14 protein-coding genes are annotated in these 15,327 nt (G+C 44.0%); 7 read left to right on the top strand and 7 right to left on the bottom strand.

The genetic code is table 11. The annotated features are described in order from the left end of the window. Nucleotides 1-92 precede the first annotated feature (92 nt). The 3 genes from RRG12_RS02010 to trmD all read right to left on the bottom strand — a co-directional run bounded on the left by RRG12_RS02010 (nt 93) and on the right by trmD (nt 3,191). On the bottom strand, nt 93-1,874 hold the full coding sequence (locus tag RRG12_RS02010) for an ABC transporter substrate-binding protein (protein ID WP_069072613.1): 1,782 nt from the start codon (nt 1,872-1,874) through the stop codon (nt 93-95). A 64-nt stretch (nt 1,875-1,938) separates the two neighbouring features. Beyond that, nucleotides 1,939-2,424 carry a 2-C-methyl-D-erythritol 2,4-cyclodiphosphate synthase gene (ispF, locus tag RRG12_RS02005; RefSeq protein ID WP_420758147.1) on the bottom strand — a complete coding sequence of 162 codons (486 nt, stop codon included), beginning with the start codon at nt 2,422-2,424 and terminating at the stop codon, nt 1,939-1,941. 17 nt (nt 2,425-2,441) lie between these two features. Further along, nucleotides 2,442-3,191, bottom strand: coding sequence for a tRNA (guanosine(37)-N1)-methyltransferase TrmD (trmD, locus tag RRG12_RS02000; RefSeq protein ID WP_420758146.1), 750 nt, complete (start codon nt 3,189-3,191; stop codon nt 2,442-2,444). 538 nt (nt 3,192-3,729) lie between these two features. Here trmD and RRG12_RS01995 point away from each other — a divergent pair. Further along, a complete protein-coding gene (locus tag RRG12_RS01995; protein WP_069072616.1) occupies nt 3,730-4,593 on the top strand; it encodes a cyanophycinase in 864 nt (287 codons plus the stop codon). A gap of 171 nt (nt 4,594-4,764) precedes the next feature. Next, nucleotides 4,765-7,470: a cyanophycin synthetase gene (cphA, locus tag RRG12_RS01990; RefSeq protein ID WP_084227265.1), complete on the top strand. Its 2,706-nt coding sequence runs from the start codon at nt 4,765-4,767 to the stop codon at nt 7,468-7,470. A gap of 52 nt (nt 7,471-7,522) precedes the next feature. On the opposite strand, the gene RRG12_RS01985 is transcribed toward cphA, so the two are convergent. Together RRG12_RS01985 and RRG12_RS01980 are read right to left on the bottom strand one after the other, a co-directional pair. After that, a complete protein-coding gene (locus tag RRG12_RS01985) occupies nt 7,523-7,696 on the bottom strand; it encodes a Sec-independent protein translocase subunit TatA/TatB (protein ID WP_181932761.1) in 174 nt (57 codons plus the stop codon). Between the two features lie 66 nt (nt 7,697-7,762). Then, on the bottom strand, nt 7,763-9,166 hold the full coding sequence (locus tag RRG12_RS01980; RefSeq protein ID WP_420758145.1) for a serine/threonine protein kinase: 1,404 nt from the start codon (nt 9,164-9,166) through the stop codon (nt 7,763-7,765). A 94-nt stretch (nt 9,167-9,260) separates the two neighbouring features. Between RRG12_RS01980 and cbiT the strand changes: the two genes are divergently transcribed. Beyond that, the gene (gene cbiT, locus RRG12_RS01975) at nt 9,261-9,863 is read left to right on the top strand and encodes a precorrin-6Y C5,15-methyltransferase subunit CbiT (protein ID WP_069072620.1); all 603 of its coding nucleotides are present in this window, start codon (nt 9,261-9,263) and stop codon (nt 9,861-9,863) included. Nucleotides 9,864-9,970: 107 nt separating this feature from the next. Then, the gene (locus RRG12_RS01970) at nt 9,971-10,858 is read left to right on the top strand and encodes a phosphatidate cytidylyltransferase (RefSeq protein ID WP_420758144.1); all 888 of its coding nucleotides are present in this window, start codon (nt 9,971-9,973) and stop codon (nt 10,856-10,858) included. Between the two features lie 264 nt (nt 10,859-11,122). Here the strand turns inward: RRG12_RS01970 and RRG12_RS01965 are convergent, their stop codons facing one another. Then, entirely contained in the window at nt 11,123-11,836 is a 714-nt protein-coding gene (locus tag RRG12_RS01965; RefSeq protein ID WP_420758143.1) for a DUF2993 domain-containing protein, read from the bottom strand. 137 nt (nt 11,837-11,973) lie between these two features. Here RRG12_RS01965 and RRG12_RS01960 point away from each other — a divergent pair, with 137 nt between their 5' ends. After that, complete coding sequence (locus RRG12_RS01960; RefSeq protein WP_069073402.1) at nt 11,974-12,732, top strand: pseudouridine synthase; 759 nt, start codon at nt 11,974-11,976, stop codon at nt 12,730-12,732. Between the two features lie 29 nt (nt 12,733-12,761). Further along, a complete protein-coding gene (locus RRG12_RS01955) occupies nt 12,762-13,574 on the top strand; it encodes a helix-turn-helix domain-containing protein (RefSeq protein WP_069073403.1) in 813 nt (270 codons plus the stop codon). A gap of 86 nt (nt 13,575-13,660) precedes the next feature. On the opposite strand, the gene malQ is transcribed toward RRG12_RS01955, so the two are convergent. Then, nucleotides 13,661-15,169, bottom strand: a complete 1,509-nt coding sequence (gene malQ / locus RRG12_RS01950) for a 4-alpha-glucanotransferase (protein ID WP_069073404.1) — start codon at nt 15,167-15,169, stop codon at nt 13,661-13,663. On the opposite strand from malQ, the gene RRG12_RS01945 reads away from it, so the two are divergent. Further along, nucleotides 15,144-15,293 (top strand): hypothetical protein, encoded by a 150-nt coding sequence (locus RRG12_RS01945; protein WP_420758142.1) that lies wholly within the window; start codon nt 15,144-15,146, stop codon nt 15,291-15,293. The genes malQ and RRG12_RS01945 overlap by 26 nt on opposite strands. The last annotated feature ends 34 nt before the right edge of the window (nt 15,294-15,327 follow it).

Genomic DNA, 15,327 nt, shown 5'->3' with positions numbered 1-15,327 from the left:
TGTCCTTTGTCCTTTGTCATTTGTCATTTATCATTTGTCATTTGTCCTTTGTCCTTTGTCCTTTGTTTTTATCTACAAGTAATGACCAATGACTAATTTGTTATTTTGATTTCATGAATGTTCCAGAATGCGCCACCCAATGCAGAGTATTGGATACCTTCAAAGCGATTACGCACTGCTGACATTGATAAAGGATTAACTAGATAAATAAACGGTAAATTTTCTTGGGTAATCCTTTGGGTTTCGGCATAAATTTCTTTCCGCTTTGCTGGATCTAATTCCCTTGCTCCTTGAATGTATAACTTGGCGATTTCTGCTTCCCAAGGAGACACTTCCCAACCTTCAATTGGCTTTTGTCCAGCTTGAGGTTTCTGATTAAACATGTGTAATCCACCTTCAGGCGACCAGACATTAGCCCCATCATTTGGTTCTAAACCACCAGTCAGACCCAGCATAGAAACTTCCCAGTCTAATGAATTTGACAGCTTATCTGTGTAAGTATTCCATGCCAGAGGAGTGAAATCAACTTGAATACCAATTTTACTCAGGTCTTGTTTAATCTGCGATCCAATTGCTTCGCGGATTTTGTTACCAGCATTGGTGAGCAACGAGAAGCGGACGCGGTTTCCTTGAGCATCAATTAGTTGGTTGTTGTTATATTTGAATCCTGCTTTTAGTAGCAGTTCTTTCGCCTTTTCTATATTGTATTCATAAACTTTTAGTCCTTCTTTAGGCGACAGATAATAAGGGCTTTGCACGGAAATGGGTGAATTTTGTGGTTGACCCAAACCACGAAAAGTATTATTAATCATCGTTTGTCGGTCAATTGCGTATGCTACTGCCTGCCGAAACTCTACAGTATTGAACCAACGCGATTTAACTGGATCAACCAGCGGTTTTCCATTCCTTTTACCTTTATTCAAATTGAATAAAACAAACGTCGTACCAGTTGCGGGGCCACCATTAAAAATTTTGAAATTCCCTTGTTCTTCCTGCACCTTTAGCAAAGAAAAATAATCTGGTGAGACTCCCACCGTATCTAAACCACCAGAACGAAATTGTAGTAAAGATGTATCTGTTGATTCTACAATTTGCCAGACAACCCGTTCAATATAAGGCTGGGGTTCTCCTTTCGGGCCTTTACGCCAATAGTAGGGGTTGCGCCTGAACACTACACGTTGACTAGTGTCGTAGCGCTCTAGCTTGTAAGGGCCGTTAACGATAATTTGCTCTGGAGGCGTATCAACGCCCCACTTTGACAAAAATATGGGCTTACCCTCTTGGTCTTTTGTCTTGATAAATGGTTCGAGGGTATGGGCAGGTAAAATTGGCAGTCCTAAAGTTCCTAAAAATGGTGCAAAGGGTTCTGGAGTTGTGAATTCAATCCGTTGAGCATCGATTTTTCGTACCTTTGGTAATGCTCGACTTTCACCAATCCGTAGCACATCTCTAGCATCTGCGGGAATCGCTTCGTTCAGGTAAATTTGGTTGAAGGTAAATACTACATCATCTGCTGTTAAGGGTTCCCCATCAGACCATTTCAATCCCTGACGTAGGGTAAAAACAAACCGCAATTTGTCATCAGCAATTTCCCAAGATTCTGCTAAAGAAGGCTCGATGTTCCCAGTTATGGGATTTTCAGTAGTTAACCCTTCATAAATTAGAGGAAAAACATTGGGAGATTCCTGGCTCAAAGGGTAGTTAAAGGTTTTAGGGTCACTGAGAATAGCACTTACTAATTGCGGCACTTGAGCGGCTGAACTTTTGAAATTAGTCGGGTTGCAGGCGGTAAGTGTAAGTGCTGTTGCTGAAGTCAAAATTATTGGCAACCAAAAATGTTTAATTACCAGAAATATTTTGCTAAAAAATTTCATAATTTCAAATTTATTTCCATCCTATTCAGTCTTGAATATTTTTAATCAGGGGCTAAAACAAAAGTTACTCTGAAGCAACTAGTAAGACGACAGCATAAGCACATATACCTTCTTCGCGTCCAACGGGGCCTAATTTTTCATTGGTGGTAGCTTTGATACCAATTTGATTTGGTTGTAATTCTAAAACCGCCGCTAGTTTGTCGCGCATATTGTGAATATGCGGCTTTAATTTTGGACGTTCTGCTACTACTACCGAGTCAATATTTCCGATCTGCCAGCCTTGATCCCGAATCAGTTTATGTACTTGAGTTAATAGTACTAAACTATCTGCTCCCGCCCATTGGGGATCGCTTGGGGGAAAATAATGACCAATATCGCCCAAAGATAATGCCCCAAGCATGGCATCCATAATCGCGTGTGTTAACACATCAGCGTCACTGTGACCTAATAAACCCAGTTCATGAGGAATTTGAATTCCACCTAAAATCAAAGCGCGATCGCTCACCAATCGATGGATATCGTAGCCGTTACCAATACGAATTTTTGTCATTTGTTATTTGTCATTTGTTATTTGTCAGGAGTTAGAAATATATTATTCTCTCCCTGCTCCCCTGCTCCCCTGCTCCCCTGCTTCCCCTGCTCCAATTTTTCTAGGAGATCGGGGCGGCGATCGCGGGTTTTTTGAATTTGTTGTTCGTAACGCCACTTTGCGATCGCTGCGTGATTCCCACTGAGCAAAACATCAGGCACTTTCAAACCGCGAAAATTGGCGGGACGAGTATATTGAGGATAGTCCAATAACCCTTCCTCAAAACTTTCTGCTGTGAGGGACTCCGTTTTAGCCACGGTTCCTGGTATTAGCCGCACCACGCCATTAATCAAAGCCATTGCTGGAATTTCCCCGCCAGTGAGAATAAAATCGCCTAAAGATACTTCACGAGTTACCAAATGCAGCACCCTCTCATCCACTCCTTCGTAATGCCCGCAAATAACTACTAACTGGTCATAATTTGTCACCAATTCTTTCAAAAGAGGCTGATTGATTGTTTGACCCTGTGGACTCATCAAAATTACTTCTCTTCGGGCTAGAATTGGCAGCGACTCCACAGCGGTAAAAATAGGTTCTGGCTTCATTAGCATCCCAACGCCGCCACCATAAGGTTCATCATCTACCTTTCGGTGCTTGTCAGTGGTAAAGTCTCGTGGGTTAATCAGATGCACTTCGGCAATCTGTTTGGCTAAAGCTTTACCTAGCAGCCCAGAATTGAGAACAGAGTTAAAACAGTCAGGAAAAAGCGTAACTATATCAAAGCGCACAGTTATTCGTATTCGAGGACACTAATCTTAAATTTGAATGTCTAGCAAACATCAGCAAGCCAAGGTCGGGGCAAACTCCAGTTAAACTTTATCAATAGTATCTAAAACTACCAGACCTCTTGGATTTTAGATGGGATCAAAAGTTTTTCTAATTACTTAATTTATGTTTAAATGTTGTCACAACTACATTTAAATTAATAATCATATCAAGTTAACAACTTCCAGGATGCATCGAGCCAGCCTCAGAAAAAAGCGTAGTCTTAACTGCTCGTCCCCAACCCTAGAGTGGGAATCTAGCCCCATAAAGACTATTTTGCCCTGCTGCAAGTGGACAGGTGAAAAACAAGGCGCTGGCTTTGAGAAAAGGGAACGAACACGTTTAGACTGAGGCAACGCGAGCGTTAAGCGAGAATTTGGAGAGTGGCTGACCCAGTTCCAAACTTCCAAAAAGTGTCCTCTCAAAAAAGCAAAGCGCAAAGATCATCAGGCAACTGAGCCTTGTTAAATTCACCTGAGAGTTGTTGACAGGAGAAACACAATGCCGCAATTACAAGCTAAATCGCTAGAAATGAGGACACCCCAAGCAACTAAAACCGCCGTTCTGGTTATCGGAGGTGCTGAAGATAAAGTTCATGGGCGCGAAATCCTACGAACTTTTTTTGGACGTGCCGGTGCTAGTAAGGCTTATATTACAATTATTCCATCTGCCTCTCGCGAACCCGCTATCATCGGTGGTCGGTATATTCGCATTTTTGAAGAAATGGGTGCTCAGAAGGTAGAGATTTTAGACATCCGCGAACGGGAACAGTGTGAAGCCTCCCAGATCAAAGCATCCTTAGAAGCCTGTAGTGGGGTATTTTTGACAGGAGGAGACCAACTGCGTCTTTGTGGCGTATTGGCAGATACACCAGCAATGGAAATTATTCGTCAGCGGGTGAGGGCGGGGCAACTTACGTTAGCAGGCACCAGTGCAGGAGCGGCAGTAATGGGGCATCACATGATTGCTGGCGGCGGTAGTGGAGAGTCACCCAATCGTTCCCTAGTAGATATGGCAACGGGTTTGGGATTTATTCCTGAAGTCATCGTTGACCAACACTTTCACAACCGTAATCGGATGGGGCGACTGATTAGTGCGATCTCAGCTCATCCCGATCGCTTAGGTATTGGCATTGACGAAGATACTTGTGCTGTGTTTGAACGCGATGGTTGGCTACAAGTTATGGGTAAAGGCAGTGTCACCATTGTTGATCCCACTGAACTTACCCACACCAACGAACCCCATGTCGGTGCTAATGAACCATTAACCGTGCATAATTTACGTCTCCATATCCTCAGCTACGGCGATCGCTTCCACTTGTACCAGCGGACTGTATTGCCTGCTGTACACCGAATCTCCAGCTGACGGGATAGAGTATCTGAGGTTACACTGAGTTGACCGCACATTTATTTCTTACCGTAGAAAAATGATAAGAATACCATGTAAAGAGAAAAAACTGTTTGTGATGAACAGTTTAGCGGTCAATTCCAGTAAGAAACTAGAATTTTGGTTCCGAATCTCCATCTACCTATTCCCATGAGAATCCTCAAGATCCAGACCTTACGCGGCCCAAACTATTGGAGCATTCGACGCCACAAACTGATCGTCATGCGCCTCGATTTAGAAACCCTTGGCGAGACGCCCTCGAATGAAATCCCTGGCTTTTATGAAGGATTAGTTGAGGCGCTGCCGAGTCTGGAAGGCCATTATTGTTCACCTGGCTGTCGTGGTGGTTTCCTGATGCGAGTGAAAGAAGGCACTATGATCGGTCACATAGTGGAACACGTAGCCCTAGAACTCCAGGAATTAGCTGGTATGCATGTCGGCTTTGGCCGCACCCGCGAAACTGCCACACCCGGAATTTACCAAGTAGTGATCGAGTACCTGAATGAGGAAGCGGGACGTTACGCTGGACGAGCCGCAGTCCGGCTGTGCCAGAGTATCGTTGATCGAGGCCGTTATCCCAAGGCAGAACTAGAGCAAGATATCCAAGACCTGAAAGACTTCACCCGTGATGCTTCCTTAGGCCCTTCTACTGAAGCGATCGTCAAAGAAGCAGAAAAAAGAGGTATTCCCTGGATGTCTCTGGAAGCCCGCTTTTTGATTCAGCTAGGCTATGGCGTGAATCAGAAGCGAATGCAGGCCACAATGACCGACAACACCAGCATTCTGGGTGTAGAACTAGCTTGCGATAAAGAAGCCACTAAACGCATTCTCGCTGCCGCTGGTGCGCCAGTTCCCAGAGGTACGGTGATCAACTTCCTAGACGATTTGGAACAAGCCATTGAATACGTTGGCGGCTATCCCATCGTTATCAAGCCCCTGGACGGTAATCACGGACGCGGGATCACCATTGATATCAGAACTTGGGAAGAAGCTGAAGCCGGATACGAAGCTGCTAGACAGGTTTCCCGATCAATTATTGTCGAAAGATATTACGTTGGGCGTGACCACAGAGTATTGGTGGTAAATGGCAAAGTAGTAGCAGTAGCCGAGCGCGTCCCAGCTCACGTTATTGGCAATGGCAGATCAACCATCTCCGAACTAATTGAGGAAACAAACCTCGATCCAAATCGCGGTGAAGGACATGATAACGTCCTCACCAAGATTGAACTAGACCGCACCAGCTACCAACTCTTAGAAAGGCAAGGCTACACTCTAAATAGCGTGCCACCCAAGGGTACTATTTGTTATCTCAGGGCAACAGCCAACTTAAGTACAGGTGGTAGCGCCGTAGATCGTACTGATGAAATTCACCCAGAAAATCTGTGGTTGGCACAACGGGTAGTCAAGATTATCGGTTTGGATATCGCCGGACTGGATATCGTCACTACGGATATTAGCCGTCCGTTGCGGGAAGTCGATGGCGTGATTGTTGAAGTTAATGCCGCTCCCGGTTTTCGGATGCACGTTGCTCCAAGCGTGGGTATTCCCCGTAACGTCGCTGGCGCAGTGATGGATATGCTGTTTCCTAACGAGCAATCTAGCCAAATTCCGATTCTCAGCATCACAGGTACTAATGGCAAAACCACTACTACCCGACTACTAGCACATATTTATAAACAGACTGGGAAAGTAGTTGGATATACTACTACTGATGGAACATATATCGGTGATTACTTAGTAGAATCTGGTGATAACACAGGCCCTCAAAGTGCCCACGTCATCCTCCAAGATCCCACAGTGGAAGTAGCGGTACTGGAAACGGCTCGCGGTGGCATTCTCCGCTCTGGATTGGGCTTTGAAGCAGCAAATGTGGGCGTGGTTTTAAATGTAGCCTCCGACCACTTAGGAATTGGCGATATAGATACCATTGAACAGTTAGCTAACCTCAAAAGTGTAGTAGCAGAAGCCGTATTCCCGGATGGTTACGCGGTACTAAATGCCGACGATCGCCGCGTCGCTGCCATGTCAGAAAAAACTAAGGCTAATATTGCTTACTTCACCATGAACCCCGACTCGGAACTAGTGCGGAAGCACATCCAGAAGGGTGGAGTCGCAGCAGTATATGAAAATGGCTATTTGTCAATTGTTAAAGGTGATTGGACACACCGCATAGAAAGAGCCGAAAATATACCTTTAACAATGGGCGGACGTGCGCCGTTTATGATTGCCAACGCTTTAGCTGCAAGTTTGGCAGCATTCGTGCAAAACGTCACAATTGAACAGATTCGGGCTGGTTTGAAGACCTTCCGGGCTTCAGTTAGTCAAACACCAGGACGGATGAATCTATTTAATTTAGGAAACTACCATGCTTTGGTGGACTATGCCCACAACGCAGCCAGTTACGAAGCTGTCGGTTCCTTTGTGCGGAACTGGACTACAGGGCAACGGATTGGCGTAATTGGTGGCCCAGGCGATCGCCGTGACGAAGACTTTGTTACTTTGGGTAAATTAGCAGCACAAATTTTTGATTACATCATCATCAAAGAAGACGATGACACACGGGGACGGGCACGGGGATCAGCCGCCCAATTGATTATTCAAGGCATCACCGAAGTTAAGTCTGATAGCCGCTATGAATCAATTTTGGATGAAACCCAAGCGATAAATAAAGGCTTAGACATGGCTCCTGATAACAGTCTGGTGGTGATTTTACCAGAAAGCGTCACTAGGGCTATTAAGTTAATTAAGCTGCGTGGTTTAGCGAAAGAAGAGACACATCAACAAAGTCCTGGCACAACTGTTATCGATTCCCAAAATGGAATCACACCTTCTTCTGTTGTGAATACCTTGCTGTAGTCAGGAATCAGGAGGAAGCAGTGTGCTGACTCCTGTCTTCTGACTCCTTTAATTACTGTTTTTCTTCTTCCTGATTGGTTTCCTCGCTGGGAGTTTTCATCTCCTCCTTAAAACCTCGTAGGCTTTTGCCCAGTGCAGTTCCCAGTTCGGGAATTTTTTTTGGGCCGAAAATTAGAATAGCGACTATGCTAATTACAGCTATTTCTGGCCATCCCAGTCCAAACATATAAATTTCCTCTAAGGCTTCTGTAATTAAATATAGACATTGATGGCTCAAATCCGATGAGTGCAACTAACTTCTAATTGGATTGGTAATTGGCAAACCTAACCAATCACTTAATTCCTGAGCTAGCCATTCTAATTCCGCTTCAGATTTAATCGCACCACCAATACTACCAAGTTGATATTTTTTTACTCCTACCCAAATATCCAATTGTGCTGGAACGGCAATTCTAGTGCCTTCAGAGTCTTTAGTAAAATGTTTTGGAATATAAACCAACTTAGTAATACTTTGTCTTGGTGATGCACGAGGACGATAAAATTTCCAAGCAAACAACTCCCAGGTTAAGGCAATTTGTTCGGGATTCAAGCGTAAGCAGATGCGTCCAAACAAATTAAAGAAAAGTTTATACACCATCATAAAGCCAGCACCCCAAAAAGGAAGTGAGAACAAGGCAAAGGGGATGTTGACAGGAAAAGGCGCTGAGAGTGCCCCAATTGTCCAAAAGAGGATAAATGAATTCCAGACGATCGCAAATAAACCTGTGAATATTATTGATGGATCAAAACCAGCTGGTGGAACGATAATTTCTAGAGAGTCTGCATTTTTCGTTAGTTGAATCTTACTCCCATCTGGTTTGCCAACAACTAAAGTAGGCAAGTTTGTCGGTTGTGGTTTCTCCAAAGCTGCCAGTGCAGCACTCGCAGAACTCAAACGCCGTTCTAAACTGGGTTCAATCATCCACTTTAACCAACTAGTCAGGCTGGGACTCAAATTAGCCAGTTGTTCAAACTGAATGCGAAAATCCTTTTGAGGTAAATCTGCTGGGTGATTGCCCGTAACTAAATAAATTAAGGTTGCACCTAAACTATAGAGGTCTGATGCTGCAACAGTGCGTCCGCCAAATTGCTCTGGTGGCATATAGCCATAAGTTCCTACCACAGTCCTTGTCCCGGTTTCGGTAGCCAGGACTGTTTGCACTGAGCCAAAATCTACCAAATAAACTTGACCGATACTATTACCAGAGCGCTCCCCCAATAAAATATTGCTAGGCTTAATATCACGGTGAATCACAGGCGGATAAAGCCCATGTAGGTAAACGAGAATCTCTAAAAGTGCTTTAGCTATATATTTGACTTCAACTTCTGTAAAAGTCCGCCCAGTTTGTAAGCATTGCTCTAAGGTTTGTGCAGGGATATAAGTTTGTACTAGAGCAAATCCTTTGATGGTTGGTAAATTTACCTCAAAATAGTTTAAATAGCCAGGAATTGAGGGATGTGCTAGGTTTTTTAAAGTTTCGGCTTCTCGCTCAAACAGCTTGAGTGAATCCCATTCAAAGTCACTACCAAAAGAGAGTAACTTGATTACAACTAATTCCTGAGTTTGCAAATCACGAGCTAATAGCGTCCGCCGCCCTGCTTTTTTTCCTAATAGCTGCTGAACTTCATAGCGATCGCTTAATATTTCGCCAATCATTATGTTTTCTTCTAATGCTACGGTTGAAAAGTTTTTATAGCTTATTGCTTTTCAATTTAGCAAATCGATATCTTTAGTATAATTGCGTAATTCTATGCCCTCCCAACTTTGGCCTTATATTACCCCTGGTATTCCTGATGAATTGTTTGAACATTTGCCAGGAATTCCTCTGAGTCAGCGAGAAGTCCGACTGCTATTAATTTCCCAACTGCGACTAAAATCAGATTCCGTGTTGTGGGATATTGGCGCAGGGACGGGTACAATTCCGGTAGAGGTGGGGCTATTGTGTCCAGGTGGAAAGATTATCGCTATAGAAAGAGATGAAGAAGTAGCTAATCTGATCAAGCGTAACTGCGATCGCTTTGATGTGAAAAATGTCGAAGTTGTTGAAGGTAGCGCCCCAGAGTGTTTACATGATCTCAAAATTACCCCTCACCGTGTTTGTATTGAGGGAGGCCGACCCATTCAGGAAATACTGCAAGCAGCTTGGCATTATTTGCCGCCATCCGGTCGGGTTGTAGCTACAGCTGCTAATCTAGAAAGTCTGTATGCTATTTCTCAGAGCTTTTCTCTGTTGAGGGCTAGAAATATCGAAGTCGTTCAGTCTGCGGTTAACCGCCTAGAGACACGCGGCTTTTCTCAAACCTTTACCGCCGTTGATCCCATTTTTATCCTCAGTGGTGAGAAACTGGACTAGGGACTGGGGACTAGGGACTGGGAAAAAGTTTTCCAAATACCCAATACCCAATACCCAATCCCCAATACCCAATCCCCAGTACCCAGTACCCAATCCCAAATACTTTTATGCCTTGGTCTCGGATTATAAGTGGAATTGTTGCGATCGCTCTTGCTCTTTCAGCAACCCTTTTGGGGGGTTGGTACTTTACCATCATCTTTGCGGTCATCATCTTTTTGGGTCAACAGGAATATTTTAATTTGGTGCGAGCCAGAGGCATCGCTCCTGCCGCAAAAACCACTATGGCTGTTAGCCAAATATTGCTGGTGATTTGTACCCTGGATGGCAGTTTAGCTGACGCTGTAATGCCAATAGCTGGCACACTTATTTGTTTTTACCTGCTGTTTCAGCCAAAGTTTGCCACGATCGCTGATGTTTCCGCTTCTATTATGGGGCTATTTTACGTAGGTTATTTGCCGAGTTACTGGGTGCGGTTACGAGCAATTGATACTGCTGCTTTTAGCAATCTTCCTTTCGGAGGATACTGGCCCGCAACCTGGACAGATTTCTGGGAAAAGGCAAATTCCGCTTCTTTATCACAAGGTTTTACAGCAACACTGCTGACTTTTTTGTGTATTTGGGCAGCCGATATTGGTGCATACACTATTGGTAAATTCTTTGGTAAAACCCGTCTGTCTGATATTAGCCCGAAAAAAACTGTAGAAGGCGCTGTCTTTGGCATTACTTCAAGTGTTGCCGTAGCTATAGCAGGAGCCTATTATCTCCACTTGCCCAGATCCCCCTTTACTGGTCTAGCATTGGGTTTGCTGATTGGCATTGCTAGTCTTTTAGGGGATCTAACTGAATCTCTACTCAAGCGGGATGCCGGAGTCAAAGATTCTGGACAGTTAATCCCCGGTCACGGTGGTATTTTAGACCGTACCGACAGCTATATTTTCACTGCTCCTTTGGTTTATTATTTTGTGACATTACTTTTGCCACTACTTAGTAAATAGTTAGTTGGGTACTGGGGATTGGGTACTGGGGATTGGGGATTGGGTATTAGGTATTAGGGATTGGGTATTAGGTATTGGGAAAACTTTTTCTCAGTTCTTAGGTATTAGGTATTGGGAAAACTTTTTCCCAGTTCCTAGTCACTAGTCCCCAGTCCCCAGTTCCTAGTCACTAGTCCCCAGTCCCCAGTCCCCAGTCCCCAGTCCCTCTTTTTTCAAGAGACGCCATATCATTTAAAATAAACTACTAATATTTTTAATTCATCATCAAGGGTTAACGTTAATCCGCCCACGACACACCAGCTTTCCTGGGATCAGCGTTAGTTCTTCGATATCGACATCTGAGCCAAGATCGAGATTATATTCATAATTGTCTTCCAATATATTTCCCTGCTCGTGGTTGATTTGGATCTGTGCTACTTGCAACTGATGCCCACTGAGTAACTGTAACCCCAGACAAATCTCTAGAGGCGTTGTTTCACTATTGGTTACTCTCAAACCTCGCAGTATAATTTGGTTGTTCCCAATCAGAATTTCTTGCCAATTAATTGGTTGTGACTGTGGGTAATGTGTTGGCAAAACCTTAACCAATAAATCGCTCAAAGCAGTTGATAATAAATCAGATGAGAGAGAAGCATTGAGATCCTTCTCGTCTACGATTAAATCACCAGCTACTTGTACTGTTTCTAACAGTCGCAGGGGTTTTCCCTTGAGTACTGAGCCGATATTTATCCGAATATTTTCTGCTATTAATTGAATTTTTGTAATGAGGAGACCCTGATAAACTGCATGACTAGCAAAAATAGATACCAACGGAATGCGTCCAGAAAAAAGTTGGCGATCGCTCGCTTTTATCTCCACTTCTAATTCTGATATTTGGCTCACTTGTGTTCTTAACCAAAGCTTTAGTGCTTTTGTAAGTACCTGCGTAATTATGCGGATTTTATTTGCATTTGTTGTTTGGGAATTTTGCTCTGACATCTACTAACCAATCTATGTATGAATATTTGCTCAACAACCGAATAGAAATTAAACAAGTTTTAAATGTAACATTTATGCCTACTCGCTACAAAATGCAAATATCATTTAATTGTTAACAGTAAATAAGCAATTTCCACATGGAGGTACGGTTACAAAAAATTCTTGCTCAATGGGGCATCGCCTCACGTCGTGAAGCCGAAGAAATGATTAGGCACTCACGGGTGCGGATCAATGGGGTATTGGCCCATTTAGGTCAAAAGGTTGATCCCCAAAAAGATGCGATCGCAATTGATGGTAAACCTGTATCCGAAAAGCAGCGTCCGGCTTTAATATATCTATTGCTGCACAAACCTGCGGGTGTAGTTTCGACTTGCTACGACCCTCAGCGCAGACCAACAGTCCTGGATCTACTACCGAAAGAACTACGAGAGGATTCAGGTATTCATCCAGTGGGGCGTCTAGATGCAGACTCTACAGGAGCATTAATCCTGACCAATGACGGAAATCTGACATTTGGACTCACCCATCCCCGCCACAGTATTTCCAAGACATATCATGTTTTGGTCAAAGGACATCCTCCAGAAGCAGTTCTACAAATGTGGCGTCAGGGTGTGATGTTGGAGGGTAGAAAAACCAGGGCTGCTAAGGTACACCTTGTAGAACGTCGTGGTGAGCAAAGCTTGTTAGAAATAGTGTTGCAGGAGGGAAGAAATCGTCAAATTCGCCGTATAGCTCAACAGTTAGGATATCCAGTAATCCAACTACATCGGACTGCGATCGGCACAATTCAATTACAAACTCTAAAAGCACCCTTTTTGTCAGAGGGTCAATATCGTTCCCTCACAGATGATGAGATTCACTTTTTGCAAGAGCAAATAACGCAACCTAATTATTGATTCAGTGGAGTTAAGGAGTGTCAGTAGGCATGAAATGGCTAAGAAAGAAGAATAATCACCAGCCATCACTTTCATTAGAGCAACAACGAGCCGAAAAGTTGGCAGAAATGGGCGCTCAACTTTGGGCGTTGCGGCAAGAACAGGGTTTATCTCTAGAGCAAGTGGTTGTATTAACCAGGGTTCCCCGGCGATTATTGCAGGCGATCGAAGAAGGTAATTTAAACGATCTGCCAGAACCAGTCTATATTCAGGGTTTGATTAGGCAATTTGCCGATGCACTAGGACTGAATGGAGTCGAATTTTCTGGCACTTTCCCGATTAGTTCTACACAACTGAACCCCCAAGGTATGAGGAATAATTCACGCCTTGATCAACTACGTCCGATTCATCTTTACTTTCTTTACATATTGCTAATTGTATGCTCTGTAAATGGCTTATCTCAGTTATTAAATAACGCAGTACTACAAGCAAGTAATAGCCAAAACGAACCATACCTAAAACAAAAGTCTATTGATAAACCAGAACCAACTAAACCAAAAGAGTCATTAAAAGTTCAACCTGTCAGCGATACCCTTAATAGCATCCAACAGGGACAGACTTTACAGATTGGTGTCACCTTGAAAGCATCATCCTGGATTCGCGTCGTAGCCGATGGCAAAATCGAGTTTGAGGGTATTCTCCCAGAGGGAACTCACCGGATTTGGAAAGCCCAAGAGCAACTGACAGTGAAAACTGATAATGCGGGTGGTGTTTTGATGAGCGTCAATCAAGAGAAAGCTAAGGAAATGGGAGAGCCGGGGAAAGAGGAAGAAGTTAGGATTGCTGCCAAGCCTAAGTTTTGAAATATAGGGCATGGGGCATGGGGCATTGGGCATGGTGATTCTCCTTGTTCCTTCGTCCCATGCCCCATGCCCCACTCACCCACTCCTCACTGGTCTTGCGGGGCGCGTCCATTGAGTCTTGTGAGAACTTTCAAGCGATCGCGCAATTCGTCTCTCAACGCTCCTGCTTGATAGCGCCACTCCCAGTTCCCCTCTGCAACACTAGGAAAATTCATCCGTGCTTCGTTTCCTAATCCCAAGACATCTTGCAAAGGAATAATTGCTTGGTTGGCTATGGAACTCAAAGCTAGGCGAATCAAATCCCATTGAATGCCTTCAGAACTGATACAACCTAAATAAAGCCATAGGTTATGCTTTTCGTTGTCATTAGCTGAATTGAACCAGCCTACAGTTGTGTCATTATCGTGAGTGCCAGTATAAACTACAGCATTTCGCGGGTAATTGAATGGTAAAAATGGATTACCGGGATCAGAACCAAAGGCAAACTGCAAAACCTTCATCCCAGGAAATTCATACTTGTCTCGCAGCGCTTCTACCTCTGGTGTAATTACTCCCAAATCTTCTGCCAAGACGGGTAGCTTGCCCAACTTCTGTTTGATCGCTTCAAAAAAAGCATCTCCAGGTGCTTCCACCCATTCGCCATTCATGGCAGTTTCTTCACCTTTGGGTACTGACCAATAAGCCTCAAAGCCCCGAAAGTGGTCAATGCGAATTATATCTACATAATCCAGCATGGCCTCAAAGCGTTGTACCCACCACTTAAAGTCTTGTTTTTGCAATTCCTCCCAGTTATAAACCGGGTTTCCCCACAATTGACCGGTGGCGCTAAAGTAATCCGGTGGGACTCCTGCCATTTGGGCAGCTTCTCCAGTCTCTTCGTCTAAGCAAAAGATGTCGGGATGCGCCCACACGTCGGCACTATCATGAGCTACGTAGATGGGGATATCGCCGATAATGTCAATGCCGCGCATATTGGCGTAGCTTTTCAGGTCTGACCATTGTCGGAAAAACTCAAATTGGACGAACTTGTAATAGAAAATATCTCCATTGAGCCGACCTTCTACCTGAGTTAATGCTTCCGGTTCACGCTTGACAAATTCTGTCTCCCATGTATGCCAGCTTGCGCCATTGTGAGCATCTTTCAGCGCCATAAATAAAGCGTAATTATCTAGCCAGTAAGCTTTGCTGTCGCAAAAACCTGCAAACTCTTTTTGTTGGATAGGCGTAGCATTGACTCTAAAATTTTCACAGGCTTTTTTGAGTAGCCCAATCTTAATTGGCACAACCTGGTCGAAGTCTACCTTTTCTCCTGGAAATCCTGGTAAATTAGCAAAGTCTTCTTCAGATAGCAAACCCTCTTCTAAGAGTTTTTCTGGGCTAATTAGCAGAGGATTTCCTGCCATTGCCGAGTAGCACATATAGGGGGAATTACCGTATCCAGTGGGGCCTAAAGGTAAAACTTGCCAATATTGTTGATGGCTCTCTTTAAGGAAATCAATGAAGCGATAGGCTTCTAAGCCTAAATCCCCAACGCCAAATCGGCTAGGAAAGGAAGTAGGATGCAGCAAAATGCCACTGGATCTAGGAAAAGGCATATTTAACCTGAATTATGTGAAGGAGCAATTGTTTGATGGACACGCTATGCGATCGCATCGAATTTATCACGGAACAGTATTTGCAGGGTCAAGTCATTTGTCATTTGTCATTTGTCCTTGGTAAATGCCTGATGTCCACTTAATTAATCCAAAATCTA

Source organism: Nostoc sp. CALU 546 (assembly GCF_048836525.1).
Note: the sequence above shows the minus strand (reverse complement) of the source record. Positions and strands in the feature narration are given on the sequence as shown.

Bases quoted from the DNA above. Each gene is read 5' to 3' on its own strand.
- RRG12_RS02010 (WP_069072613.1), bottom strand. From the start codon at position 1,874: ATGAAATTTTTTAGCAAAATATTTCTGGTAATTAAACATTTTTGGTTG.
- ispF (WP_420758147.1), bottom strand. From the start codon at position 2,424: ATGACAAAAATTCGTATTGGTAACGGCTACGATATCCATCGATTGGTG.
- RRG12_RS01995 (WP_069072616.1), top strand. From the start codon at position 3,730: ATGCCGCAATTACAAGCTAAATCGCTAGAAATGAGGACACCCCAAGCA.
- cphA (WP_084227265.1), top strand. From the start codon at position 4,765: ATGAGAATCCTCAAGATCCAGACCTTACGCGGCCCAAACTATTGGAGC.
- RRG12_RS01985 (WP_181932761.1), bottom strand. From the start codon at position 7,696: ATGTTTGGACTGGGATGGCCAGAAATAGCTGTAATTAGCATAGTCGCT.
- RRG12_RS01980 (WP_420758145.1), bottom strand. From the start codon at position 9,166: ATGATTGGCGAAATATTAAGCGATCGCTATGAAGTTCAGCAGCTATTA.
- cbiT (WP_069072620.1), top strand. From the start codon at position 9,261: ATGCCCTCCCAACTTTGGCCTTATATTACCCCTGGTATTCCTGATGAA.
- RRG12_RS01970 (WP_420758144.1), top strand. From the start codon at position 9,971: ATGCCTTGGTCTCGGATTATAAGTGGAATTGTTGCGATCGCTCTTGCT.
- RRG12_RS01965 (WP_420758143.1), bottom strand. From the start codon at position 11,836: ATGTCAGAGCAAAATTCCCAAACAACAAATGCAAATAAAATCCGCATA.
- RRG12_RS01960 (WP_069073402.1), top strand. From the start codon at position 11,974: ATGGAGGTACGGTTACAAAAAATTCTTGCTCAATGGGGCATCGCCTCA.
- RRG12_RS01955 (WP_069073403.1), top strand. From the start codon at position 12,762: ATGAAATGGCTAAGAAAGAAGAATAATCACCAGCCATCACTTTCATTA.
- RRG12_RS01945 (WP_420758142.1), top strand. From the start codon at position 15,144: ATGCCACTGGATCTAGGAAAAGGCATATTTAACCTGAATTATGTGAAG.
- malQ (WP_069073404.1), bottom strand. From the start codon at position 15,169: ATGCCTTTTCCTAGATCCAGTGGCATTTTGCTGCATCCTACTTCCTTT.